The organism is Marinobacter nauticus (genome assembly GCF_003634635.1).
Lineage (GTDB): Bacteria > Pseudomonadota > Gammaproteobacteria > Pseudomonadales > Oleiphilaceae > Marinobacter > Marinobacter nauticus.
Genome location: NZ_RBJB01000004.1, coordinates 587,905 through 613,488 on the forward strand (window position 1 = coordinate 587,905; position 25,584 = coordinate 613,488).

Here is a 25,584-nt window from a genome sequence, read left to right on the forward strand (position 1 = left end):
CTCATAAGGCCCAGCTAAAAGACAGCGTGCCAAAGCTGAAGTTATCCTGGTTACGCTGTTCCTCCCCCGTCGTGGCCCGCAAAATCAGCGCGGCTTGCAGGTTGTCCCACTGCCAGGTGCCGCCCAGGCCTATCTGGCCGAGCAAGGGGCCTTCACTGAACCGGTAGGGCCCGGAATTGTCCTCCAGATAGGAATAGGCAATGTATTCCGCCCCCAGGCCTATGAATACTGACCAGGCGCTTTTCGCGTCACTGAAAGATCCGGGTAGCGCGATGGCCGAGGAGCTGCCGGCGTAATCCGGTATAAAATTGGCCGGAAGGTTTCTGCCCATCCGCCAGATCACGCCAAGGGTCGCGGAGGTTCGAAAACTGGACAGCAGGCCGGAGCCCACCGCTGAAAACTGTTGTTCAAGGTCGCCGCGTTGCCCCGCTTGCAACAGTTTGCGCCCGTGGGCCGCCTGAAATCCGCCAACCACGTCGGTCCCTAGCTGGTTGTCCCATCCTTTGGGGCGTTCGCTCCCGGTGATTTTGTGTACCCATTTCTGGCTGGCTTCGGCGCCGCTTTCAGGACCAACCACGCCAATGTGAGCACCGTACCCCGTAATACTGTCGGCGCTCCAGCTCCAGAGGGTGCTGCTCAGGGAGAGATGACCGGCGTAGGGGATATCATTGAATTGAGGCTCTTCCTGGCTAATATCTGCCGGTGTCACCATGAGTTGACGCAGACTGACAGTCATTGCATGGTTGTTGGCGGCGTCGCCGACGCCGGGCAGAAATGACAGACTATCTCTGCCCGCCCTTGCAAGTCGGGCTGAGCCTCCGCCGGAGTCTTCGGCTGTATTGGTAAGGTAAGACAGGCGCACGCCATTGGTGTAGCCCCGGTCGCTGCCAGTGAATAGATCGTTGTCCCAGGCAAGGTTGAACTGTTCCGCATTGGCGGAAGCGGGTGCTAGCACGAGTAAGAGGCTAATGCGGGCAAAAAGAGCTCGGATGGGCATTGGGAATGGACTCCGTGAGGGTAGGATGCAAAGTATCTTAGCAGAACCCTGCTACGGTTTTATGGCGCAAACAGATCCATACCCGCGCTAATCAGGAGTCAATATGCACGTTAAAACCAATACCACGGGCTATGCCGATGCGCTGATTTGCGAAGCTGAGGGTCTGGAATCTCTTCGGGACGGGTTGCAGCAGGCAGGAGTTGAGGCACTCCGTATTCCGGAAGTTATGGAGGTGAACCAGCACCGACTTACCCTCAGGCGGATTGACTCAGCACCGCCCGACGACAAGTGCCTCACTGCGTTGGGGGAGGGGCTGGCGCAGTTGCACCTGCTGGCTCGGGATCAATATGGCTGGCGCCGCGACAACTTCATTGGTCTGGCACCTCAACCCAATACGCTGACAGATTCCTGGGGCCGGTTTTTCCTGGAGCAGCGGCTGAAGTATCAGGTCAGCCGGATCTCAGATGCCGGGGTGCGAGCCAGGTTCGAGCGCACCCTGGAAGCCTGTGGTGCCAGCCTGGCCAACTGGCTGGATCGGCATTGCGAACATCCGAGCCTGTTGCATGGCGACCTGTGGAACGGTAACGTGATGTTTGACCGTAATGGCCCCTGTCTGATTGACCCGGCGGTGTATCAGGGCGACCGGGAGGCGGACCTTGCCATGACCGAGATGTTTGGCGGTTTCGGCGCGGCGTTCTATCGTGCCTACGATCGCGTATACCCGCGCACTGAGATCTACGCCACCAAGCGAGAAATCTATAACCTGTACCACTACCTCAACCACTACAACCTGTTCGGTGGTGGCTATCTGGGTGGTTGCGAGCGTGGCCTGTCGGCCTTGGCGGCGCTACCAGCCTCGTAAGCAGAAGCTGGTAACGCCGGCATCACACTCAGCTCCTGGCGGGTTTGCGTTCCCACACGGTCACTTCAGACAGCGTGTGCTGGAACTTGTGCTCGGTCTCGCGGATCACGAAGGGCACTTTCCGGGGCTCGCCCACCATCCTGAAGTGCTCTCCCAGGCACTCTCGAATGCCGTCTAGCGTTCGGTGATTTTCGCCATCCTTCTTGAAACCGCCAAGCCATTCCTCTTTCGGGGTGTGTTCTTCAAGCCAGGTATACGGGGAGGCAATAATCAGCAGCCCGCCTTCGTTAATGCGATCGTGGATGCACTCCAGGAAACGACGTGGCCGGTACAGGCGGTCGATCAGATTGGCGGCCAATACCAGGTCATAACCGGAATACTGGGGCTTCAGGTTGCAGGCATCGCCCTGATAGAACGCCACCTTGGCGGCGGTATCTTCGAGATCCAGTTCTTTCAGGGTGCGGGTGTGGTAGCTGACCAGTTCGCCTTCTTCGGTCAGTGAATAACGGATGGCGCCCTGCTCGGCCATCTCCACCCCCAGACGTATGAAGTTGGCAGAGAAATCGACACCTTCAACCTCGTCAAACTGGCGCGCCAGCTCAAAACTTGCCCGGCCACAGGCACAGCCCAGATCCAGCGCTTTCCCGGTCTTTTTGCCGGCCATAGCGTCCAGGGCCAGTGCCGCCATGGTTTTCGGGAAATTGGCGACGCCAAACCAACGGTCGCCGTAATGGAACTCGGCGTATTCAGTGAGTAGCCGGTCGCTCTCGTAATAGACGTTGGGTTGAACAGCCTCGGCCTCGGAGGTGATGTAGCGGAAGCCTGCATGCTGGAAGAAATGCCGACGGAAGGCATAACGGGAGGCCAGCCTTGCTTCGTTGCCGCAGGAAATCCAGGAGCCGCCTTTGATCAGATTGTGCTGGCCGTCGAACGTGGGTGTGGTGAAGTCGTCGTACAGTGGATGCACCTTGAAGTTGTCGAACGGATAGGTGGGGGTTTCGGTCCACTGCCAGACGTTGCCAACCACATCGAACCACTGGCCGTGGCGAAAGCGCGTTACCGGACACGACGAGGCACCATGGTCCAGGTGGAGGTTGGCGTTGGCCGGGGATTCTCCCACTTCTCGGACGCCGGATTCGTCACAGAGGCGATACCACTCGTCTTCCGTGGGCAGGCGGATGGGTTTGCCGGTTTGCTCACGTTTCCACTCACAGAACGCCTTGGCCTCGTGATAGTTGACCTCGACCGGCCAGTCCCAGGGCATCTCCACCTCTTCAGTCATCAGGCGCAGCTGCCAGCCATTTTGCCAGCGCCAGAACGTGGGGTGTTTGGCTTCGGCAAAGGTTCGCCAGGCCAGGCCCTCCTCGCTCCAGTATTCGTCCTGCTGATAGCCGCCGGCCTCGACAAATTCCAGGAACTCCTGATTGCTTACCAGGTACTGGCTGGCCTTGAACTCGGCGACGTCGGCCTGGTGCTCGCCGTACTCATTGTCCCAGCCGTAAAAGGCATCGTCGTAGGGCTTACCGATGTGTACTTTGCCAGCGGGAACGGTGAGCAACTCGTTTTCCGGTGCCTCGCCGGTTTCCCGGATGGGCGCCCATTCCGGTTGCGGTTGAACGCGTTCCAACGCGTGCTGGCGGATGAGCACCGAGGACGTCTCAAGGTGAATTCGCTCATGTTCGATGCCCATCACGATGGGCCACCAGTCACTGTCCCAGTCAATCGGCAGCGACAGCGGCATGGTTTCGATCAACTCCAGCACGGTCTGGCGCACCTGTGCCCGGTAGTCCAGTACTTCCTGGACAGCGGGCCAGTCGTAGTGATCGTCGTTCAGGTCGTCCCAGCTCATTTCATCCACACCCACCGCGAAGATGGATTCCATGTTGGGGTTGATGCGTTCTTTCAGGATTTTGGCCAGTACCAGTTTGTTCACAAAGAAGGTGGCGGTGTGGCCAAGGTAGAAAATGAGCGGATGCCGGAGCGGGATAGATTTCTGGTAATAGCCGGAGTCATCAGCCAGGCAATCGAACAGGCGCGTGTAGGTGTCGAAGGTGTCTGTGAAATAGCGCGCGATTTCCTGGCGCTTGGTGTCCGGGGTTCCCACGGCCAGATTGGGCGTGCGGGTTAAACCGATGGCATGTTGGCGTTCGAGAATTGCAGTCGGGTTGGAGAACTCCATGGCTGAACCGATCCTTCCAGTGAATGATGTCCTACAGGATTACGTTCAACCATAGGTAACCGGTTCAGCGACTGGCAAGTAAAGGCCGGAATTAATCCGGGGGACTCAGGCGCGGTTCAGCTCATAAACCGCCATATTGACCGCGGAGGCCAGGTTCAGCGACTCGATAGCGGCCGCACCGGGGATGGTGTAGGCGTGGGCACTAAGTTCAGTCAGGGCTTGCTTTGGCACGCCGCGGGCCTCATTGCCAAACAGGTAGCAGTCCTGGGCCTGGAATTCGGGCTTGGTGATAGAATCGCCGCCGATGTCCAGGCAGGCGATGCGGGCGTATCGCTGCCCCAGCGTGTCCAGGGCAACCTCGGTCTCCAGCGGTACATGGAATATGGCGCCCATGCTGGCGCGCACCACTTTCGGATTGAACGGATCCACGCTGCCGGGGCTAAGGAGGCACCGGAAGCCACCGAACCAGGCCAGCGTGCGCAGGATGGTGCCCAGATTGCCGGGATCCTGCACCTCGTGAAGGTAAAGCGCTTTTTCCCGGGAGGCGTTTTCTCCGCGGGCAGCCGGTGGCAGTGGCACCAACGCCAGGATGCCCTGAGGCGTTCTGGTATCGGAAAGCTGGGCCATCTGCCGGTCACTGATGACGTGCTTGGGCCAGAGGCTGGGCCAGTGCTCGTAGGCGCCGGTCACATACAGTTGGGCGTTGCGCCAGTGGGGCACCTGCTTCGCCGCTTTTTCCAGCTCCAGTACCAGATGCTCGCCTTCCACCAGAAACTGTCCGAACGACTGGCGGTATTTCTTTTGATGCAGCTTTTTGATGTCGTCCAGTTTCACGGTCTGCTTTCCATGGTGCCTGGCACGGCCGGGGCCGGGCGATGATGGTTTTAATGAGGCATGTGATCAGGCGCTATTGTACGGGGGCTTGGCTGGCTTGTCAGGAAGTGGCTGGTTTTTGCGGCGTCACTGACGCCGGCGTACAATGCCGGTTTTCCCGCAGTGAACAGAAGGCAGGCGATGGCACGCTCGAAAAGCAGTAACCGGTGGCTCGAAGAGCACGTAAACGACCCCTTTGTAAAACAGGCGCAACAGGATGGCTATCGTTCCCGTGCCAGTTACAAACTGCTGGAAATCAACAACAAGGATCGGCTGATTAAACCCACGGACCTGGTCGTCGATCTGGGTTCGGCCCCGGGCGGCTGGTCCCAGGTGGCGGCGAAACTGGTGGGCCACAAGGGCCGTGTGGTGGCGTCTGACATTTTGCCGATGGATCCGATTGCCGGCGTCGAATTCATCCAGGGCGACTTCACCGAACAGGAGGTCTTCGACCAGATCATGGCGGTACTGGACGGGGCCCGTGCTGACGTCGTGATCTCGGATATGGCCCCCAACATCAGTGGCGTAAACGCCGCAGACCAGGCAGCCTCCATGTATCTGGTGGAACTGGCCCTGGATATGGCCTGCCAGGTGCTCAAACCCAAAGGCAGTTTTGTTGCCAAGGTGTTCCATGGTGAAGGCTATGATGAGTATGTGAAAACCGTGCGCGAGTCCTTCGATAAGGTGGTGATTCGCAAGCCGGATTCGTCCCGGGCCAGATCCCGGGAGGTGTATCTGGTGGCCAAGGGTTTCCGCGTAGCCTGATTTTAAGGTCGAACTGCGACGCTCTGCGGCCAAACTGCTTTTTTGGTGCGAGTGGCTACATATTTTTTGCTGCTGTCGCGCAGAAATTCCGAAATCGTCTATTCTTTAACCTGTGAGGAAAGGGATTGTTCTCGCAGGCTGCCTGATATTGCCACCTCCCTGAATAACCTTTTCATTGAAACCACACCCCGATTAAAAAGGTATGGAGCGCCTGAGAGAGGCCTATGGGACTTGTGGCTGTTCGTTACAAAACAAACTGGAACTGGGCAACGGGACAGCGATAATCGCCGCCCCACCGACAACAACCGGCCAGGCTGAAAAGGACGAACCTCGTGCGACAGAATCTACCCATAACCGGGAACGAAAGAACGTTTCCGGAATCGCAAAAACTGATTTCCTCAACGGATCTGCGGGGAAAGATCTTGCACTGTAACGACGCTTTCGTGGCGGTCAGCGGTTTTTCCCGGGATGAGTTGATCGGGCAACCGCACAATATCGTTCGTCATCCGGATATGCCTCCGAAAGCCTATGAGAACATGTGGTCTCACCTTAAGGCCGGCCGACCGTGGATGGGCCTGGTGAAAAACCGCTGCAAGAACGGCGACTTCTATTGGGTCAGCGCTTACGTCACACCGGTGACCGCAAATGGCGAGGTTGTCGGTTATGAATCCGTTCGCTCTTGTCCGGGCCGGGAGGATGTGGCTAGGGCTGAGAGGCTCTACAAGTCGATTCGGGAAGGGAAAACCGGGATCCCGTTCTGGCATCGGGTGGCCCCAAGCACCTGGTGCCTTTTGGGATTGTTGATGGCAGCCGGGGGATTATTCCTCTCGGGCCAACAAGTGTTGTCAGAGCTTTTGCTGTCGGTGGGTGTGCTCGTCTATGCGATCTGGATGAATATAGCGAGGCACCGGTTGATTCAGTCGGTTACCGATATGATGGGTAATACCTTTACAGACAACCTGGCAGCGCGAAGCTACACCGATGATGACCTGCAGTTAGGGCGCATCAAGGTGGCGGTCAGAGCGCAACAAGCCCACCTTGACGCCGTATTGACCCGAATTGAAGATTCTGCCGCCGGTGTAAAGACTGCCGCAGTCAGAGGTCTGGAATACTCCTCTCAGGCCCAGGACACCATGAGGAAACAGCAGGCCGAGACCGAGCAGGTGGCCGCGGCAGTTCATGAAATGTCGCAGACCATCGGCGAAGTCTCCGAAAACGTGCAGCGAACCGCCGACAAAGCCGATGGGGCCAGGGTATTGGCGGAACAGGGCAGCCAGGTTGTCGCCTCAACCAGGCAGTCTATTGAAGAACTGAAAACCACCGTTCATGGCATCAGTCGCTCCGTCGGTGAGTTGGCGACGGAGAGTGAAAAGATTGCAGATGTGGCGAAGATCATTGAAGACATCGCCGAGCAGACCAATCTGCTGGCTCTGAACGCGGCGATTGAAGCTGCCAGAGCCGGGGAACACGGGCGTGGCTTCGCGGTGGTGGCGGATGAGGTCCGGAACCTGGCCCAACGGACCCAGAATTCCACCCGTGAGATTCACGGGATCATCGACAAGCTTCTCTCAAGGTCGTCCGAATCGGTGAAGGTCGCCGAACAGGGTAATCTGGCTTCAGACAGTGGGCTGGACCGTATGCTGGATGCGGAAAAGACCCTGAACCAGATTGCAGACTCAGTGAATACCATTGCAGAAATGGCGATTCAGATGGCCACCGCTGTGGAGGAACAGGCGCAGGTTTCCGACCAGATTAACGAGCAGGTCGAGAGCATTTCCTCGCTCGCATCGGTGAACTTTGAGAAAGGCGAACAGTCCGCAGCCAGTGTTCAAAAGATGGAGAAGATCGCGGCCGAATTACACGAGTTGGTAGTGAGGTTTAAGTTCTCCGGAGAAACAGATCGTGGACAGCGTTAGTTAACCGACCTAACCATAATCTACTGTATTTGATTTATGTTGAGGTGAGTCGATACTACCTCGGACTCTCAAGCCCACATTGAGGCGATTCCCCGCGCCGGAGATTCTGACTGCATCGCATGGTTAGAACGGGCGTTGGAACACTTACAGTGTTTCTGTGCCCGGCTCCAGATCCTGTCTGTCACTATATCAGCCCTTCCCAAGAGCCCCGAAAGAGTTTCGGGGCCCTGTCGACGTCTTCTGCTAACTCATACATGTAACGCAATCAGGCGTTTATGCCTCCCGCTTGGAATGCTGGCAATGGATTCAATTAAAAATACTCGAAAAACCAAGTAAAAACCATTGAATGTGCACGTGATAATGCCTAGTATTTCGATCGAGGTATATCCTTTCATGAATTCAATTGGATGGAGAACAAAAACAATGTCCTTACACAAAAGACCGACCGGTGGTGAGCAACCATCGATGTTGGGTGCACTGAAATTGCGTGTTCCTTTTGTGCACTACAAAGTGGAAATTCCGGATGTGCTGCAGGGGGCTATCCTGTGCGTGGTTCCACTCAGTATCACCGCCTTGATGACGTCGGTTCTCGGTATACCCTTTGAAATCGCTGTCGCTTTTGTTTTGTTAAACAATATTCTTTATCTGGTGCATTCACATTTTGGCGACCCGGCGGTAGCAGGGTGGATTACCGCCGGCATTCCCCTTTACATCGCCTTTCTGACTGGCTATCCAGAGGGGGACGAGCGTTTGCTCGCACTCATTGCGCTGCAGCTAACGGTCGCGGTGATTTTTCTTGGGCTGGGGGTGTTTAAAGGTGCCGATGCATTGGTGCGCAAGATGCCCATGTCGCTCAAGTCCGGCATCCTGATTGGGGCCGGAGTGTCCGCCGTGATGGGCGAATTTGCGGCGGACGGTCGCGTATGGAGCATGCCTATCACGATTCTGACTGGTGCCGTTCTTGGCTTTTTCATGCTGTTTTCCGAAACAGCCGGGCCTCTGCGTGCGCGCTACGGTTTTTTCCGGTTTGTTGCGCAGTACGGTATCGCCGTGCCGTTTCTGATTGCCTACGTATTCGGCATCATCATTGGCGAGGTTAATGCGCCGGTCATCGAGTGGGGGTTCACCACTATTCCCTTTTCCACGATCTTCCGGGATTACAGTCTATTCGGTCTGGGATTTCCTCCTCTTGAATACTTTATCGATGCAATTCCCCTGGCATTGGCAGCTTACATCATCGCGTTTGGCGACATTCTGGTAATGGATTCGCTCTTCAAGAATGCCGACGGTGTACGCAAGGATGAAAAACTTGTGTTCAGCCCACGCCGAAACAGCATCATTGTGGGTATTCGCAATATGCTGCACGCCTTGTTTGCACCTTTTATAAGCCTGTCCGGGCCGGGCTGGACCGGTGGTCAGGCTTTGGTGATTAACCGGTATATGAACAATCCCCGCTCCGTTATGGACAGTTACTGGGGTGGGGCAACCAGCCTGTACTGGGGCATGACCATTGCGATTGTGCTGGTGCCCGTGGTGACGCTCTTCAAGCCTGGACTGAACATCGGTATGGCGCTGACTCTGCTGATTCAGGGCTATCTGTGTGGCTATCTGGCGATCGAAATGCTGGATCGCCAAACCAATCTCGAGCGGGGCGTGGCCGTGATCGTGGGCTCGGTGCTGGCGGTGAAAGGTGCCGCCTGGGGGCTTGGGGTCGGGCTGGTGCTTTGGTTCTTCCTCGAGAAAAACTGGTTTGCTGATGCATATGAGGCTACTCATCACCACGATGATGGCGTTGGAGAGGATGCGGTCGCTGATCGGAGTTGATGCAAAAGAAGGTTGTTGTACAAAAACAAGAGGCTAGATGAAATGGAAAATATGTTTGAGCTCGGGCTGGATAGGTTGGAGGCTAATTACACACCTCTGACACCGATCACGTTCATCCAAAGAACAGCGTTGGCTCACCCCTCCCGAACCGCCGTCATCCACGGCGATATTCGCCGATCGTGGGCAGAAACCTATCAGCGCTGTCTGAAAATGGCTTCAGCGCTTCGCAAGCTGGGTGTTCGAAAAGGCGATACGGTTGCCGCTTTGCTTCCCAATATTCCGGAGATGTTGGAGTTGCATTTTGCCGTGCCAATGATCGGTGCCGTTCTGAACGCCCAGAACACACGCCTCGACTCCAAGACCATGACATTCATGCTGAATCATGGTCGTGCCAAGGTGTTCTTTACCGACAAAGAGTACAGCGATCGGTCCCGCGAAGCGCTCTCGGGGTGTGACGCAAAGCCCATTGTCGTGGACGTTGATGATCCATGCTTTGAGGGAGGCGAGTTGATTGGTCGTATGACCTACGATGAATTGCTCTCGACCGGCGAGGACAATTTCGAGTGGGAAATGCCGAGCGATGAATGGCAAGCCATTGCACTGAACTACACATCAGGAACGACCGGAAATCCCAAAGGTGTTGTTTATCATCATCGCGGAGCTCACTTGAATGCATTGAGCAACGTCATCGGGTTCGGATTGCCGGCAGGTGCCGTGTATCTCTGGACACTGCCAATGTTTCATTGCAATGGCTGGTGTTATCCCTGGGCGGTCACGGCAGCGGCTGGCACCCACGTGTGCCTCAGGTCACCACACCCGAAGCCGGTGTTTGAAGCTTTTGAGAAGCACGGTGTTACCCATTTCTGTGCCGCTCCCGTCGTTTTGAACATGCTCATCAACGCGCCGGAAGATCAGAAGCGGCCTTTCAATCAGTCCATTACGGCTGCAACGGGCGGCGCAGCCCCCCCTGCAGCGACTATTGAATCGATGGAATCCATGGGAATCAAAGTGGTTCATCTCTATGGCCTGACGGAAACCTACGGGCCAAGCCTCATTTGTGAGTTCCAGGACGACTGGCATACGCTGGGTTTGAAACAGAAGGCTGTCAAAATGGCTCGGCAAGGAATTCTTTCTCTGTCAATGGCCGACATGATGGTCGCCGATCCCAATACGATGGAGCCGGTTGCTCAGGATGGTATCTCCATCGGGGAACTCTTCGTTCGTGGCAATGCAGTGATGAAGGGATATTTAAACAACCCCGAGGAAACGAATAAGTCTCTCAAGGGTGGATGGTTTCATACTGGTGACCTGGGCGTTTGGCACCCAGACGGCTACGTTGAGATTAAGGACAGATCCAAAGATATCATCATATCTGGCGGCGAGAACATTTCTACCCTTGAGGTTGAAAGCACTTTGTATGATCACCCCGCTGTGATGGAAGCCGCGGTGGTGGCAGCGCCCGATGATCACTGGGGCGAAATCCCTTGCGCTTTTATTACGCTCAAGCCGAATAACGAGGGGCTGACAGCAGAAGATATCGTTGCCCATTGCCGTGCGAACCTTGCTGGTTTTAAAGTCCCGAAGAAGGTGGTTTTTGCGGAGGAATTGCCGAAAACGTCAACGGGAAAACTTCAGAAGCACCTGCTGAGAAGCCAACTGATGACATAGTAGAAGATGGTGTGAACCTGGTGTAGGTATTTCCCCGGCGCATGCCGGGGTTTTTTGTAAGTGAGCTTTCGAGTTCAGACGGTTCAGGAAGGTTAAAAAAGCCCGGCATGTAGCCGGGCAAAAGGAGGATGGTCTTTAGATGACGAGACCGCCAAGTTTGGTTTCCAAATACTCTTCAATGCCCTCCTGAGCACCCTCTCTTCCCAGACCGCTGTTTTTCATTCCGCCAAAGGGGGCGGCAGCGCTGGTCGGGTTTATGTCGTTAATGCCAATGATTCCGAAATCCAGAGCCTCGAATGCTCTAATGGCAGTGCTGATATTGTTGCTGTAGATATAGGCGGCCAGCCCATAATCGGTATCATTCGCCATAGCAATGACGTCATCTTCGGATTTGTACGCGATTATTGGCGCGACCGGCCCGAAAGTCTCCTCCTGGTATATCGCCATAGCCTCGGTTACGCCGGAGAGAACGGTTGGTGCGTAAAAGAACCCGGCACCCAACTCTCCTTCAGTCAGACGTTGGCCGCCAGTTTCGATCTTCGCGCCCCGGGCAACAGCATCTTTGACCTGCCGATCCACCTTCTGGAGTGCCAGTTCGTTTATTAATGGTCCAATCCCGACGCCTTCATTCATGCCATTGCCGGCCTTTAGCCGCTTTGTGCGGCTGGTAAGTTCTGAGATGAATGGTTCCAGATGGTCTTCGTGAACAAAGATGCGGTTGGGGCTTATGCAAGCCTGGCCTGTATTCAAGTACTTGACCAGGGAGAGACCTTTGGCTGCGTGCACTGGGTCTGCATCGGGAAAGACAATGGCAGGCGCATGACCACCTAGTTCCATCGAAACCCTTTTCATGTTGGCTGCAGCCAGTCCGTTAAGTTCTTTGCCAACCGGTGTTGAGCCTGTAAACGTTAGCTTTCGGATGCGTGGATCGGTGCAGAATGCTGTGCCAACCCGAGCGGGATTCTGAACAGTAATACAATTAATCACGCCTGCAGGAAAACCTGCCTCAGCAAAAATCTCCATCATGGCTTTAGCGCATAGAGGCGTGCTTTCAGCAGGCTTCAGAATTACCGTGCAGCCCGCCGCCAGAGCGGGGGCTAGCTTCCGAGTTATCATCGAAATTGGATAATTCCACGGCGTGATGGCGCCCACAACGCCAACAGGTGACTTGTGGACAATAAACCTCTGGTTCTCTCTGGATGATGGTATCGTTTGTCCGTAAGTTCGCTTTGCTTCCTCTGCGAACCATAAAAGAAAATCGGCACCATACTGGACCTCGTTGAGAGAGGCCTTAAGCGGTTTGCCTTGCTCTCGGGTCATCAGCACCGCGAGTTCTCGCTTGCGGCGTATCATTAACTCCCAGGCTCGGTATAACAGCTGAGATCGCTGGTAAGTTGTGGTCTTCTTCCAATCTCCAAACGCTGTATCAGCGGCCGTTATGGCCGATTCAATGTCTTCATCTGTGCAGTCGGGGACCTCTCCGATTGTTTCACCTGTTGCAGGATTTGTAACGGGAAACTGTTGTCGGTTGGTCACCCACTCGCCATTTATGAACATGGTTGGTCACCTAAGAACGCTGAATTATAAGTCTGTTTCTGACAATGCCATGACCGCCTCGTCTCCCGAGCGCAATGCCGTTAGGTATCCGGAGCAACGGGGCAGAATATGATCGAAAAAGAAATTTGTGGTAATCAGTTTTTGGGCAGCGAACTTGTCATCGTTCGATTTGGTACCGTTCGCCTTTGATGCGGACTCCAGCATGAGCCAGGCAGCTGTAACGGTTGAACTCAGCATCAGATAGTTGAACGCGACGGAGCCGGTAAAGGCCTCGTCTGCCCGGTGCTCAAGTACTATCTTGGTCGCATCCTCTACAAACGCTACCGCTTGATCAAATCTGGACTGTCGTTCCTGAGTGAGCAGAGACTGTTCGCGAGCTGTATCAGCAGATGCCTGCATATCCGCCAACAGTTCCCGAACCGCCATCCCGTTGTCACGAATGGTCTTTCTGCCAATGAGGTCTAGTGCCTGAATACCATTGGTTCCCTCATAGATGGGCAAAATACGAGCATCACGGTAATGCTGGGCTATACCCGTCTCTTCCACAAAACCCATTCCGCCGTGGCACTGGATCGCTAACGAAGTCACTTCTTGTGCGATCTCCGTGCACCAGCCTTTAACCAACGGTGTCAGAAGGTCCGCCCGGCGTTGCTGACGGGCCCTGAGATCATCAGGCAGGTGTTTGCCTTTGGCAAAATCGACGGCGACGCACCCTTTATATGCGAGAGCTCGCGCGGCTTCGGTCAGCGCTTTCATGGTCATCAGCATCCGACGCACGTCTGGGTGCCTGATGATTGCTGAGAGTCCGGTATCACCCGGGGCTGTTCCCTGAGTTCGTTCACGGGTGTAAGCGAGGGCCTGCTGGTAAGCCCGTTCTGATATCGAAACGCCCTGAAGGCCTACGGTAAGGCGGGCATTGTTCATCATCGTGAACATACACGCCAGGCCTCGGTTTTCTTCCCCTACCAGGTAGCCAACGGCGCCGTCATTGTCTCCATAGCTCATCACACACGTGGGGCTGGCATGGATGCCCAACTTGTGCTCGAGGGATACCGCACGACAGTCATTTCTGGTGCCGATGTTGCCATGATCGTCCGGGATAAATTTGGGCACGGCAAACAGTGAGATGCCTTTTACCCCGGCGGGTGCATCCGGTAGGCGGGCCAGCACCAGATGTACAATATTCTCTGCCAGATCGTGTTCACCCCAGGTGATGAATATCTTCTGGCCTTTAATCCGATAGATATCGCCGTCTCGAACAGCTTGGGTTCTAATACCGGAGAGGTCAGAGCCAGACTGAGGCTCGGTAAGGTTCATGGTTCCGGTCCAATGGCCGGAGACCATTTTAGGCAGTAGTTTTCGTTTGAGTTCGTCGCTCGCATTTTCTGAAAGTGCTTCGACGGCGCCTTGAGACAACAGAGGACAGAGCCCCCAGGCCATGTTGGCAGCATGCCACATTTCCTGTACCGGTATCGCCAGAGAAAACGGCAGGCCTTGACCCTCAAATTCAGGGTTGAATTGCAAACTGGCCCAACCACTATCGGCATACTGCTGATAGGCTTCACGAAAACCCTCGGGGGTTTTGACAACGCCGTTCTGGTCAAGCTTCACGCCTTGTCGATCACCGACGGCATTCGTCGGTGCAATCACTGAAGTTGAGAATCTTGCAGCTTCTTCCAGAATCGCCCTAACGACATCCTCGGAAGCTTCTTCATAGCCGCAGGCTTTGACCATTTCGGAGAATCCAGCTACGTGCTGGAGTGTGAAAACCATTTCCCGCGTCGGTGCTCTGTACTCTGTCATTGTCCGCTCCCTTAGCTCATGTACTGGCCGCCGTTGACTGACAGGTTCGTGCCCGTTACGAAACCGGCATCGTCTGCAGTCAAAAATACAACGGCTCTTGCGATATCGTCCGGCTTACCCAGCCGACCGACGGGGATGCCTTCAATAATGCTGTGGAGAACCTTTTCGGGTACTTTTCGAACCATTGGTGTATCGATGTAGCCGGGAGAAACGGAGTTGGCCGTGACCCCCTTTCGAGCGCCCTCAAGGGCAATGGACTTGGTGAATCCATAAATCCCGGCTTTTGTCGCGGCATAATTTGACTGCCCAAATTGCCCCTTCTCGCCGTTCAGGGATGAAATATTAACGATGCGACCGAAGCCACGCTCACACATTCCCTCAAATACTTGCCGGCACATGTTAAACATTGAGTTGAGGTTTACGTTGATTACCTGATTCCACTGCTCTGGCTGCATCTTCTTGAGCGGCGCATCATTGGTAATTCCCGCGTTGTTAACGAGAATATCAACCGGACCATGGTTATCTTCCACAAGAGAAATAAAAGACTGGCAGTCTTCGAAGCTCGTGACATCGAGTGGGTAGACGGCAACTTCGACACCGTCTTTGCGCATCATCTCTTGCCATGTCAGAGCTTCATCTGTCGACTTTTGATCCGGCAGATGTGAGGCGACGACGGATCGCCCCTGATTTGCCAGCGCCTTGCACATGCTTGTGCCTAGACCGCCTGTGGCTCCGGTTACAACAGCAATTCGATTAGTCATGGGACTCTCCTTTCACTTTTTTGGGGGTTACTTGAGTAGTTTCTTTACAGAGGACGACTTCGATATCACGCCTTCAGAAATGTACTGTTGGCTTCGGGATTCAATTCGCGGGAGTTCATAAACGTAATTCACCATCAGCCCGCCCGACTGTTCCAATCCCTTTCTCGACGTATCTGCCATCCAGTTGATCCGCGCAACCTGGGCACCGTTACTCAAGTGGAAGTGGGCAACCGGATCCATCGCACGCTTGGAGCTCTTTTGGCAGAGGCACAGATATGAAGCTGCCAGCTTGATAAGTGCATCTTGCTTCGTCTGGAGAGAATCGTTGGATTCTATAATTGAAGGCACCCTCGGTGGCGGCAGGCTCAGCCAATCTTCACCTCCCGGAAGGTTGCATAAAGTTGCCGGAGCGCAGCTCTCAAGCCACTTTGCAAACCCGGGGATAGGAGAGAGGGTTGCGAACTGTTTAAGCTGAGGGAATTCGTCACTGAGCTTTTTGACCACTTGCTTGATCAGGAAATTACCAAAACTGATGCCTGCCAGACCCTTTTGCGCATTGGAGATGGAGTAGAAAATCGCAGTATCGGCTGTTTCGATCTCCTGCGTTGGAGCATCTTCATCAAGCAGTTTCTGCACATTCCCTGCAAGCCCGTTTACCAGAGCGACCTCTACAAAGATCAATGGCTCTTCCGGCATATTGGGATGAATGAAGGCGAAACAGCGCCGGTCTGAGTCAAGTCGATTTTTCAAATCGCTCCAGCTTTTGATCGCATGGACGGCTTCGTAAGCGATCAGCTTTTCAAGGATTGCCGCACTTGAGTTCCAGCTGATTTCTTCCAACTGAAGAAGACCTACATCAAACCAGGTTGCCAGCAAGTCTCGAAGGTCGGTCTCGAGGGGTTTAAGCGATGGGTAGTCCTTGCAGAACGCGAGTAGTTCCTCTCGCATATCGACCAGGAACTTTACGCCGGATGGTACTCCGTTAAATTGCTTCAGAAGCGTTGTTCGGCTTGGCTCAAGCGCCTTGCGCAGTGTTTGCGCTTTTTCCGTTTTCTTTGAGGCTGGCGCGCTGTGCCATTCCGCAATAGAGGTCTCTACCACGCCTTCGTTGACACCATATTCTTCCGCGAGGAGACCGAGAAATCGAACCTTACCCGTCCGAGATAGTTTGAGATAGGCCCGACCGAGCAGCGCGGCCCGATTTCTTGCTTCTACCTGACCACCATTTTCGGAAAGGCAGTTATTGATCCATTCCTTCACCGTTGTGATGTCCGAATCATTGAGCTCCTCGGAAATACTCATCACGTCAGATTCGCGGCGAATGCCTGAGTCCAGCCCTCCCGGCACCAGCTTTTTGAAGGCTCTTTCAAAGATATTCACAGGTTGAGTTTGCATACCGCGTTTCCTCTTCTGCAAAGCGGTGTTGTCTTTGTTGTTGAGCAGAAGGCTATCAGAGGGATTCGAAAAAACCAAGTAAAAATACTTGGTTTATCGATTGCAAACCATTAGTGTAACAGGCTCATGGATTAATCTTAGGAGAGTTACAATGCAAGAGTTACATGGTTACTATCTGGAAGATCTCGAAATCGGCATGGAAGCGTGCTACGCCAAGACCATCACTGATGCTGATGTTGTGCTTTTTGCCGGTATCAGTGGTGACGATAACCCGGTCCACATTAATGACGAGTACGCCAAGACCACGCCATTCAAGGAACGCATCGTTCATGGCATGTTCAGTGCCGCACTGATCTCCGCGGTACTTGGTACCAGGTTGCCTGGACCGGGCGCGATCTATATCGATCAACAAATCCGCTTCAAGGCGCCAGTACACATTGGCGATACCGTTATCGCTTCTGCAAAAGTCATCGAAATCAATGAGGAGCGGCGTCGGGTCAAGCTTGAAACAGTCTGCAAGGTTGGCGATACCGTGGTGGCCGAAGGCGTTGCAACGAATATGGTCGACCGTCGTCCGGCATAAACAGGAGTGAACTATGTTGTTGAGCAAAAACAAATCGATCGTTACCGTCGTTGATGTTCAGGCCCGTTTATTGCCAGGTGTTCACGAACACGACCAACTGGTGGACAACTGTAGATGGCTGGTTCGGCTGGCGCATCTGATGGATGTGCCGGTTATTGGCTCAGAGCAATACCCGGATGGTTTGGGACACACCGAAGAGGCACTGCGCGACCTGGTTGGCGAAGCCAATCTGCATGGTAAAACACTGTTCTCCTGCATCGATGATTCAGGTTTTGAAGCGGCATTTAATGCCCACGACCGGCAGCAGGTTGTTCTATGTGGAATGGAGTCCCATGCCTGTGTTGTACAGTCTGTGTTGAGCATGCTTGATAAAGGGTTAGAGGTTTTTGTTGTGGCAGATGCTATCTCTGCCCGTAACCCTCTGGACACCGAGATTGCTCTGCGGCGCGTCGAGCGTGCGGGTGCTCAGTTGGTTACTCGGGAAATGGTGGGTTTTGAATGGCTTCGTGGTTCCGATGCCGCCGAGTTCAGAACTTTCAGCAAGGAATTCCTGAGGTAGTATGCTAGGGGGCTGTGACTTGCGCGGTCATGGCCCCGGATACCCACAGTGCACGAAGGCTGAAAAAAACTACCAGATCCCGGAGAGTTCCCGCACATGAAAACCCGCACCCCGGAAGAGGGTTTCTCTGCACTGACTGATGATGCAGAAAGGAACCGGTTGCTGGCGGAGATGGCGGAGCAATCGACCGACATGATTTCCCGCCACACCCCGGATGACTGGCGGTTCATCTATGCTTCACCCGCCGTTACCCATTTGCTGGGTTATAGCGTTGAAGAAATTGTCGGTATGTCAGCTTACGACCTTTACCATCCTGATGATGTCGAGGACTTCCGGCTTCGCGCACCAACGGTCACTTATGACCGGGGTCTATATACCCATACCTACCGATTCCGTTGCAAGGACGGGCACTACATATGGCTGGAAAGCACCAGCCGGACGATCAGGGATCCCGACACCAACGACATCCGGGAGATTCTGGTTGTTTCCCGGGATGCCACACACAGAATCAAGGCTGACAAGGCGAACCGAAGGTTAGCGAGGGTGCTCGAGAGTACTCAGGATCTTGTGGTGTTCGTGAACCTGGACCAGACCGTGTCCCACCTGAATGAGGCGGCTCGAAGGGCGTTGGGGTTGGAACAGATCGACTATACGTCGTTTGAGGTGACTCGGTTTTTGACAGATAAGGGTCAGCGCCTGATAGAAGGTGAAGGGTTTCCGGTAGCACGGAGCACGGGGCATTGGCGGGGTGAAGTGATGATGCGCAGTCTGAGGGGGGGCCGGATTCCCGTGCTTCTTGAACTGCTTGCGCACCGATCATTACATGGTGACATCGAATACTTCTCAATCGTTGCGCATGACCTAACCGATAAAAAAGCGGCCGAGGAACAGTTGAAGCAGTACCGCGCAGACATTGACCATGCCAGCCGTCTTGTGACCATGGGCGAGCTTGCCTCCAGCCTTGCCCATGAACTCAACCAGCCGCTATCTGCGATGGTGAACTACCTGCGGGGTATCGAGCGTCGTTTCGCAGGCAATGACAGTATTGCCTGGGGTGATGTTGAGCTACCTATCACTCGAAGTATACGAACCGCCTTGAGGGCAGGAGAGATCATTCATCGGATGATGGATTTTACCCGCAAACAGGAGCCTGTCATTACATCGCTGGCTCTACCCGAGCTAATCAACGATATGATTGAGTTCTGTGAGTCCATAGCGGACCGTAGTCATGTCCGCGTGGTAACCGATATCCCCGATCGATTGCCGCCGGTTCTTGGTGACAGAATTCAGCTGGAGCAGGTACTGTTGAACCTTATCGTGAACGCGATTGAGGCAAGTGAAAGCCCAGAAGCGGAAACCGAACCAAGAACGGTTCGGGTACGTGTCGCCGTGCAGGATGCTGATCAGATTCGGGTCAGTGTGTCAGATGAAGGGCCTGGTATATCAGATGACGATATGTCCCGACTGTTCGACCGTTTTTTCTCCACCAAACAGTCCGGACTGGGTATGGGGCTGGCCATCAGTCGCTCATTGGTAGAGAATCTGGGGGGCGAGCTGTGGGCGACAAACCTCTCAGAGGGTGGCGCGTGCTTTTCATTCACATTGAATACTGCCGATTGAACAACTCATGACCTCCAATAACGAAGCTCAAACGGTTTTCGTGATCGACGACGATGCTGATGTCCGTGATTCTCTGCAGTGGTTGCTGGAGTCCGTCGGGCTTAAGGTCCGAACTTTCGAGGATGCGCTGACGTTTTTTGACGCGTTCGATGAGCAGCAAAGTGGTTGTATCGTCATGGACGTGCGTATGCCCGGCCTGAGCGGTATCAATGCCCAGAAAAAACTGCCGGAACACAATATTGAGCTGCCTGTGATCATGATTTCCGCCCATGGGAATGTTGACATGGCCGTCAGGGCGCTGACCCAAGGCGCTCTCACCTTCATAGAGAAACCTTTCGACGATCAGGTTCTGATCGATCACGTTCACAATGCTCTCGAAAAAGACCGTGCAAGGTTTGCCCGCCGGAATTCACAGGCACGGATCCGGGAGCGTTACGACAGTCTCACCCGCCGGGAGCGCCAGGTTCTGGAATTGATCGTCAAGGGTTTCTCCAACCAGGAAGCCGCGGACGAACTTGGCATTAATCGCAAGACGGTTGAGGGCCATCGGGCCAATATGATGGCCAAAATGCAGGTGGACTCGTTCGCCGAGCTGGTTCAGGTCGCGATTGGTCTGGGTCAGGTAAAAACCCTCGATTTCGGTTAGCATATCCAGGTATTTGTCATTGGTCAACGTTTGTGCTTTCATGCCTGTACAACAAAAACAGGAGCATGAGCATGAACTCTGCACGTCCAGTCAAAGGTACACTCACCAGCAGCCATTGGGGCACCTACCGGGTTCACACCCACAACGGAGCCGTTACTGCGCTGGAAGGATTTGAGTTGGATCCTGATCCCTCCCCGATTGGTCAGGGTATCGTGGATGTTCTGGAAGGTCCGTTGCGAATTACCCGGCCGATGGTCCGCAAGGGGTGGCTTGAACGTGGCCCGGGTGGCGCCGAAGGATCGCGTGGGCAGGATGAATTTGTCGAGGTGTCCTGGCCCCGGGCGATTGAACTTGTGAGCGGTGAGCTTGACCGGGTTCGGAGTCAGTATGGCAATGAGGCCATCTACGGAGGCTCCTACGGTTGGTCCAGTGCCGGGCGGTTCCACCATGCACAAAGTCAGTTAAAGCGTTTCCTCAATACCATTGGCGGGTTCACATACTCGGTCAACACCTACAGTTATGCGGCGGCGGAAGTCACGTTGCCGTATGTTCTCGGCGACTTTTACTCCATGGTCAATGGTGCCACCAGTTGGGACGTTCTTAAGGAACACTGTGAGCTGTTTATGGCCTTTGGAGGGGTGCCGGTCCGAAATGGGCAGGTGACCAATGGCGGCGTCGGGCGCCATGTTCAGAAGCAAGGAATGCTGGCGGCCGCGGCGAATGGCCTGAAGTTTGTGAATGTCGGGCCGATACGCTCGGACGTTCTTGAAGAGGCTGGGGCTCAGTGGTGTCCGATTTATCCGGGCAGTGATGTCGCGTTGTTACTGGGTATTGCCCATACCTTGAACGAGGAAGGCTTGGCGGATCACTCGTTTCTGGCCCGGTATACAACCGGTTTTGACCGGTTCCTCCCGTATCTTCTGGGTGCGACAGATGGTCAGCCCAAGTCCGCAGACTGGGCTGCAGTGCGCACCGGCCTGTCGGCAGACGACATACGGGAGCTTGCGCGTGAGATGGCCCGCAAGCGGACCATGATTTCAGTGAGTTGGTCACTCACCCGGCAGGATAATGGGGAACAGCCCTACTGGGCAGCCATCGCGGTGGCGGCGATGCTCGGTCAGTTGGGCACACCCGGCGGAGGGATCGGTTTCGGATACAGTGCCATGAATGCCATCGGCGCCAATTACCAGGGCATTCCCGGAGCGTCGCTGCCCCAGGGGCGCAACCCGGTAAAAAGCTTTATACCGGTCGCCCGGATTGCAGACATGCTGCTGAAACCCGGAGAGACGTTTGAGTACAACGGCCTGAAGGGAACGTATCCGGAGATTCGGCTGGTGTATTGGGCCGGCGGCAACCCGTTCCACCATCATCAGGATTTGGACCGGTTGCGTCAGGCCTGGCAGAAACCCGACACGGTGATCGTTCATGAATGGTGCTGGAATGCTCAGGCCAAGCATGCGGACATTGTTCTGCCCGCGGCCACATCTCTTGAGCGCAACGATATTGCCTCGTCCAGCCGGGACCCTTTTCTGATTTTCATGGAAAAGGCCAGGGAACCGGTTGGCGAGAGTCTGACGGATTACGAAATTTTCGGGCGACTGGCCGGTGCCTTGGGGGTTCAGGATGCCTTTACCGAAAACCGGGATGAGTCGGGCTGGCTGCAGGCGCTTTATGATGAGACCCGCGAGAAAGCCAAAGCCAGCAATATCGATCTGCCAGCGTTTCCGGAGTTTGTGGCGCGCGGATGGTTTGAGAATTCGTTACCGGAGGAACCCCAGGTTTTGCTGAAACGGTTTCGGGACGATCCGGTTCGTTATCCGCTGAAGACGCCGAGCGGAAAAATCGAACTCTACTCAGAGCAGGTCGCCGCTTTTGGTTACGAGGAGTGTCCGGGATTTCCATTCTGGAGGGAGCCGGCCGAGTGGGCCGGTCAGACTGCCGGCAAATACCGGCTGCACCTGATTTCAAACCAACCAAAGAACAAACTGCATTCGCAACTGGACCACGGCTCCTATAGCCGGGCATCGAAGATCAACGGCCGTGAGCCGGTGGTGATTCACCCGCAGGATGCGGCGGAAAGAGGGATAAACGACGGAAGTCTGGTCCGTCTGTTTAGTCCTCGCGGTGCCTGCCTCTGCACCGCAGTGATCAGCGATGAGGTTCGCCCGGGTGTTCTGCAATTGAGTACCGGCGCCTGGTATGACCCACCCACTGAGGGAATGGCAGATCTCTCCTGTTTGCATGGCAATCCCAATGTCCTCACTCGGGATGAGGGAACCTCACGTTTGGCTCAGGGGCCCAGTGCGATGTCTTGCCTTGTTGATATCGAAGTGTATAGCGGGCCGGTGATGCCGGTGGGGGCTTTTGTGCCCCCGGTGGTGCGGAAAGGTGAGTAACAGGAAAGGCGGGTGATTGAAAACTAATTGCCTACGTCGCTGCCGGTTTGGTCGGGGGACACATAAGAGCTGGTTTATAACGGCCGCTGAGCCTCAAAGCTGAAGACCAGGTCCTCGTTGGTTAGTGGCTTGCCTGGGCGGTAATCGCCCGAAACCGAAACGTTATGGAAGCCCGCGTCCTTCAGTGCAAGAGTCAGCTCGTTAATGCCCCACCACCGCAGATGAAAAAGATCTATTTCGGTTGCCACTAGAGCGCCATCTTTCCAGTGCTCGTACCGCAGAATTGAGAGGGATGTTTGGTGCACATAATCGATCTCTGGCGGGCTCCCTGTCAGGGTCAGTAGTTCGCGTTCAGAGTGTTGCCAACGGCGCATGGTCCCTGACGTCTCCATGAGGCCTTTCATGTTGTCGATGTCCAGAATCAGTCTGCCCCCGGGAACAAGGTGGTCATAAAACCTGCGTAGTAGTTCTCGGGCAGCATCGACTTGAGTGACCAGTTGGAAGGACCCTGCGGGCATGATGATCGCGTCGAACACTGTCGTCGACCGGAACTCGCTGAATGTTTGACAGCTCAGCGTGGGAGAAAGATTGCGAGTCTCGGATTCACTTCGACAGTAATCTAGCATGTCGTCCGAAGCATCGAATCCCTCAATGTGAAATCCGGCTTCCAGAAGCGGTATATACACCCGCCCATTGCCGACCGCAGGTTCCAGTATGGGACCGGAACAACATTTGAGGCGATCCTGATAGAATTCGATATCACCAAAGGAGCGGCCTACAGGCTTGTCCAGGTGGTAGACCCGGGAGGCCAGCTTTCCGTAACGGTTTTCCATATTTGTATCCCTGATTTAGTCGTGAACCCGACCCCGGGCGTCTGCGTGGTGTGAGCCCTTCTCCGTGAAGTGCAAAGATGTTATCCATCGCTATCTGGGTCAATATTGATGTAGAGCTTCAGCATGTCTTTATGCTGTATGCCACGTTCGAATACAGGTTCTTCATAGTTTTCTATAAAAAAGTTTTTAACTACGGATTCCACGCGAAAGCCAAGTCTTTGATAGTAGGCGAGCTGGTACCCAAATGTACCTGTGCCTAATTCCACCCGCTGGATTCTCTTACCAATTAACTTCTTTAAAGCAAAACTCAGAAGATGGGTTCCAATACCTGCTTTTTGATGGTTAGGGTCCACGGCTATATTCAATATTTCAGCCGTTTCATTGCCCCTGCTTTTTACAATGCACACGCCAACAATTTCATCATTTGATTTAGCTGCATAGCACCACGAATTTGGTAAATATGATTTAATCAACCTCTCCGATGGGTCGGCCTCCAATAGAAGTGGCACCGGGGCGTCTTTCGGGTCGATTTCCAGGTACTCCATTATTCCCTCAAGCGGTTCTCAGGGCGGTGGCTAATAGTATTGGGCTTCACTCTCAGGTAATGCAGACGGATGGTTGCGGCTTCCGGGTAATCCACATTACGCAGATAGGCCGATAGCGTCTCTGTCATCACATCTTTCCGATCTATATCCGACAACGCAGAATCACCGTGGCAAGGATGTGGGTGGTTCCACCGACGAAACAGATCAACGCGAAGGTGCCGGTGGTTCCGTTCGCGAGCTCCCAGATAAAGCCAATCAGTGCGACAGCAGCAACTGCATAGTAAGCGACCGCCAGGGCTCGCTGCTGAATCAGCTTATGTCGTTCATCTTTCTCTGGGTATTGACTAAGTACTTGGACAGCCTCATAGCGCTGCCCAAATCGCAAAAGTGATGCGTAGGCAATCATTATTCCTAACATCGCTAGCCCTTGGCCCGGAGCATCTGCCGCTAACCATGAAACCAAAAATGCGATCACTCCCAGTGCCAAGCAGAAAACCGGCATTGCCACGGGTTGGTGCTGGGCAGTAATGGAAGAGTCGAATTTCGAGTCGGTCATCGAGAATCTCCTTTTCAACGTGTTCAAGGCACCGAGTATATTCCGGCGTAAAGCGCTCTAGTGTCTTTTGTTTTTGAAACGATGCCAAAGCCTGCCATCGATGACTGATAGGCCCGCAGCAATCATAGCCATTCCCAGATAATGAACAGTCCTCAGTTCCTCTTCTAAAAACAATGAACCCAGGAGGATTGCCGAAACAGGCACCAGCAGGGTAACCAACAGGAGATTGGTTGCTCCAGCCGATTCCAGAATCCTGAAATACAGCACATAAGCGATGGCTGTTGAAAACACTGCAAGCCCCATAACTGAACCTAGAACCGTCAACTTCAGATCGGCGAGATTAATCGGACCGTCAACGGTTAAAGCGACAGGCGCCAAAAACAGCGACGATGCGGTGACCTGGCCGGCTGCGCTTACGAGTGGGTTTACGCCCATTTTCTTAAATCTGCGCCCAAACACGCCAGCAAATGCGTAAGACAGAGTTGCGGCAATAACGGCGGAATGCGCCAGCACACCTGTACCGTTGATCGCTGGTAGTCCTATCATCAAAACAACGCCGAGGAATCCAACCGTTACGCCCAGCACCCTTCGCGGCGTGACGCGTTCGTCGGGCAGAAAGATACCGGCGACTACCACCGTAAATATCGGAGTTGCTGCATTGAGAATCGACGCAAGTCCAGATGCAATTTGTGTTTGGCCCCACACGATCAGGGAAAACGGGATAACGTTGTTCAGTAGCCCCATTCCCAAAAAAGCCGCCCATATTTTCAATCCTTTTGGCGGACGCAGTCCCCTTACTATTGCCGTCGTCCATAGCAAAATGGCAGCGAGAGAAACCCTGAGGGTTACTATCGTGAGTGGTGGTAAGTCCGCGACAGCCACACCTACAAAGAAAAACGAACCACCCCAGAGAACTGACAGCGAAACAAGCATTGTCCATTCACGGCCACCCATTGAGGTGTTTATCGAGTGTGTCATGGCTGCTGGCATTCCCCGGTCAAAGTATCGAGGCTTCACCCTAGAGGGTAATCCGAGCTCGAAACATCCGATTCTTGCTCTCGTGCTCTTTTTTAGGGCTCTAGACCTGTTGTATCCCGATCGCCTTGGACTCGGTGATGGGAAAAACCGCCATTGAATTGATGGCTGAACTCTTCACTATTCGAGACGTTAGAGAGAAGAAAGCAAAACGGGCCGGGCGCATGTCGCGTCATTGGGGGAGGGCGCCCGATCAAGCTGTTCGATGCAG

22 protein-coding genes are annotated in these 25,584 nt (G+C 54.4%); 10 read left to right on the plus strand and 12 right to left on the minus strand.

Translation table 11 applies throughout. The features are described 5' to 3' along the window. Position 1: 1 nt before the first annotated feature. On the minus strand, positions 2–997 hold the full coding sequence (locus tag C7436_RS14075; RefSeq protein WP_121208208.1) for a lipid A deacylase LpxR family protein: 996 nt from the start codon (positions 995–997) through the stop codon (positions 2–4). Positions 998–1,100: 103 nt separating this feature from the next. On the opposite strand from C7436_RS14075, the gene C7436_RS14080 reads away from it, so the two are divergent. Further along, positions 1,101–1,859 carry a fructosamine kinase family protein gene (locus C7436_RS14080; protein ID WP_121208209.1) on the plus strand — a complete coding sequence of 253 codons (759 nt, stop codon included), beginning with the start codon at positions 1,101–1,103 and terminating at the stop codon, positions 1,857–1,859. A gap of 28 nt (positions 1,860–1,887) precedes the next feature. Here the strand turns inward: C7436_RS14080 and ovoA are convergent, their stop codons facing one another. Together ovoA and C7436_RS14090 are read right to left on the minus strand one after the other, a co-directional pair. Further along, positions 1,888–4,038 (minus strand): 5-histidylcysteine sulfoxide synthase, encoded by a 2,151-nt coding sequence (gene ovoA, locus C7436_RS14085; protein ID WP_121208210.1) that lies wholly within the window; start codon positions 4,036–4,038, stop codon positions 1,888–1,890. A gap of 105 nt (positions 4,039–4,143) precedes the next feature. Beyond that, positions 4,144–4,872, minus strand: a complete 729-nt coding sequence (locus C7436_RS14090) for a TrmH family RNA methyltransferase (protein WP_022993322.1) — start codon at positions 4,870–4,872, stop codon at positions 4,144–4,146. A 180-nt stretch (positions 4,873–5,052) separates the two neighbouring features. Here C7436_RS14090 and rlmE point away from each other — a divergent pair, with 180 nt between their 5' ends. The 4 genes from rlmE (at position 5,053) to C7436_RS14110 (ending at position 11,084) form a co-directional block, all read left to right on the plus strand. Next, a complete protein-coding gene (rlmE, locus tag C7436_RS14095) occupies positions 5,053–5,676 on the plus strand; it encodes a 23S rRNA (uridine(2552)-2'-O)-methyltransferase RlmE (RefSeq protein ID WP_121208211.1) in 624 nt (207 codons plus the stop codon). A 332-nt stretch (positions 5,677–6,008) separates the two neighbouring features. Beyond that, positions 6,009–7,592, plus strand: a complete 1,584-nt coding sequence (locus tag C7436_RS14100; protein WP_121208212.1) for a methyl-accepting chemotaxis protein — start codon at positions 6,009–6,011, stop codon at positions 7,590–7,592. A gap of 423 nt (positions 7,593–8,015) precedes the next feature. Next, positions 8,016–9,416 carry a hypothetical protein gene (locus C7436_RS14105; protein WP_206855717.1) on the plus strand — a complete coding sequence of 467 codons (1,401 nt, stop codon included), beginning with the start codon at positions 8,016–8,018 and terminating at the stop codon, positions 9,414–9,416. A 42-nt stretch (positions 9,417–9,458) separates the two neighbouring features. Continuing rightward, complete coding sequence (locus C7436_RS14110) at positions 9,459–11,084, plus strand: AMP-binding protein (protein ID WP_121208213.1); 1,626 nt, start codon at positions 9,459–9,461, stop codon at positions 11,082–11,084. Positions 11,085–11,219: 135 nt separating this feature from the next. On the opposite strand, the gene C7436_RS14115 is transcribed toward C7436_RS14110, so the two are convergent. From C7436_RS14115 to C7436_RS14130, 4 genes are all read right to left on the minus strand, one after another. Next, positions 11,220–12,641 carry an NAD-dependent succinate-semialdehyde dehydrogenase gene (locus C7436_RS14115; protein ID WP_121208214.1) on the minus strand — a complete coding sequence of 474 codons (1,422 nt, stop codon included), beginning with the start codon at positions 12,639–12,641 and terminating at the stop codon, positions 11,220–11,222. A gap of 24 nt (positions 12,642–12,665) precedes the next feature. Continuing rightward, positions 12,666–14,375: an acyl-CoA dehydrogenase gene (locus tag C7436_RS14120; RefSeq protein ID WP_228198147.1), complete on the minus strand. Its 1,710-nt coding sequence runs from the start codon at positions 14,373–14,375 to the stop codon at positions 12,666–12,668. A gap of 80 nt (positions 14,376–14,455) precedes the next feature. Further along, positions 14,456–15,205, minus strand: a complete 750-nt coding sequence (phbB, locus tag C7436_RS14125) for an acetoacetyl-CoA reductase (RefSeq protein WP_121208216.1) — start codon at positions 15,203–15,205, stop codon at positions 14,456–14,458. Positions 15,206–15,232: 27 nt separating this feature from the next. Continuing rightward, on the minus strand, positions 15,233–16,600 hold the full coding sequence (locus C7436_RS14130) for a malonyl-CoA decarboxylase (protein WP_121208217.1): 1,368 nt from the start codon (positions 16,598–16,600) through the stop codon (positions 15,233–15,235). Between the two features lie 151 nt (positions 16,601–16,751). On the opposite strand from C7436_RS14130, the gene C7436_RS14135 reads away from it, so the two are divergent. The 5 genes from C7436_RS14135 (at position 16,752) to C7436_RS14155 (ending at position 22,404) form a co-directional block, all read left to right on the plus strand. Then, the gene (locus C7436_RS14135) at positions 16,752–17,183 is read left to right on the plus strand and encodes a MaoC family dehydratase (protein ID WP_121208218.1); all 432 of its coding nucleotides are present in this window, start codon (positions 16,752–16,754) and stop codon (positions 17,181–17,183) included. A 13-nt stretch (positions 17,184–17,196) separates the two neighbouring features. Then, positions 17,197–17,742 carry a hydrolase gene (locus C7436_RS14140; protein WP_121208219.1) on the plus strand — a complete coding sequence of 182 codons (546 nt, stop codon included), beginning with the start codon at positions 17,197–17,199 and terminating at the stop codon, positions 17,740–17,742. A gap of 96 nt (positions 17,743–17,838) precedes the next feature. Continuing rightward, complete coding sequence (locus C7436_RS14145) at positions 17,839–19,362, plus strand: PAS domain-containing sensor histidine kinase (RefSeq protein WP_121208220.1); 1,524 nt, start codon at positions 17,839–17,841, stop codon at positions 19,360–19,362. Positions 19,363–19,369: 7 nt separating this feature from the next. Then, positions 19,370–20,008 carry a response regulator transcription factor gene (locus C7436_RS14150; RefSeq protein WP_121208221.1) on the plus strand — a complete coding sequence of 213 codons (639 nt, stop codon included), beginning with the start codon at positions 19,370–19,372 and terminating at the stop codon, positions 20,006–20,008. A 71-nt stretch (positions 20,009–20,079) separates the two neighbouring features. Beyond that, complete coding sequence (locus C7436_RS14155) at positions 20,080–22,404, plus strand: molybdopterin guanine dinucleotide-containing S/N-oxide reductase (protein ID WP_121208222.1); 2,325 nt, start codon at positions 20,080–20,082, stop codon at positions 22,402–22,404. Between the two features lie 74 nt (positions 22,405–22,478). Here C7436_RS14155 and C7436_RS14160 read toward each other — a convergent pair whose 3' ends face one another. The 5 genes from C7436_RS14160 to C7436_RS14175 all read right to left on the minus strand — a co-directional run bounded on the left by C7436_RS14160 (position 22,479) and on the right by C7436_RS14175 (position 25,316). Further along, positions 22,479–23,237, minus strand: coding sequence for a methyltransferase domain-containing protein (locus C7436_RS14160; protein WP_121208223.1), 759 nt, complete (start codon positions 23,235–23,237; stop codon positions 22,479–22,481). A gap of 80 nt (positions 23,238–23,317) precedes the next feature. Further along, entirely contained in the window at positions 23,318–23,782 is a 465-nt protein-coding gene (locus C7436_RS14165) for a GNAT family N-acetyltransferase (protein WP_121208224.1), read from the minus strand. Continuing rightward, complete coding sequence (locus C7436_RS19025) at positions 23,782–23,910, minus strand: hypothetical protein (RefSeq protein ID WP_265936671.1); 129 nt, start codon at positions 23,908–23,910, stop codon at positions 23,782–23,784. The genes C7436_RS14165 and C7436_RS19025 overlap by 1 nt, the downstream gene beginning before the upstream one ends. 14 nt (positions 23,911–23,924) lie before the next feature. Beyond that, positions 23,925–24,338: a hypothetical protein gene (locus C7436_RS14170; protein WP_121208225.1), complete on the minus strand. Its 414-nt coding sequence runs from the start codon at positions 24,336–24,338 to the stop codon at positions 23,925–23,927. 57 nt (positions 24,339–24,395) lie between these two features. Next, the gene (locus C7436_RS14175; RefSeq protein ID WP_121208226.1) at positions 24,396–25,316 is read right to left on the minus strand and encodes a DMT family transporter; all 921 of its coding nucleotides are present in this window, start codon (positions 25,314–25,316) and stop codon (positions 24,396–24,398) included. Between the last annotated feature and the right edge of the window lie 268 nt (positions 25,317–25,584).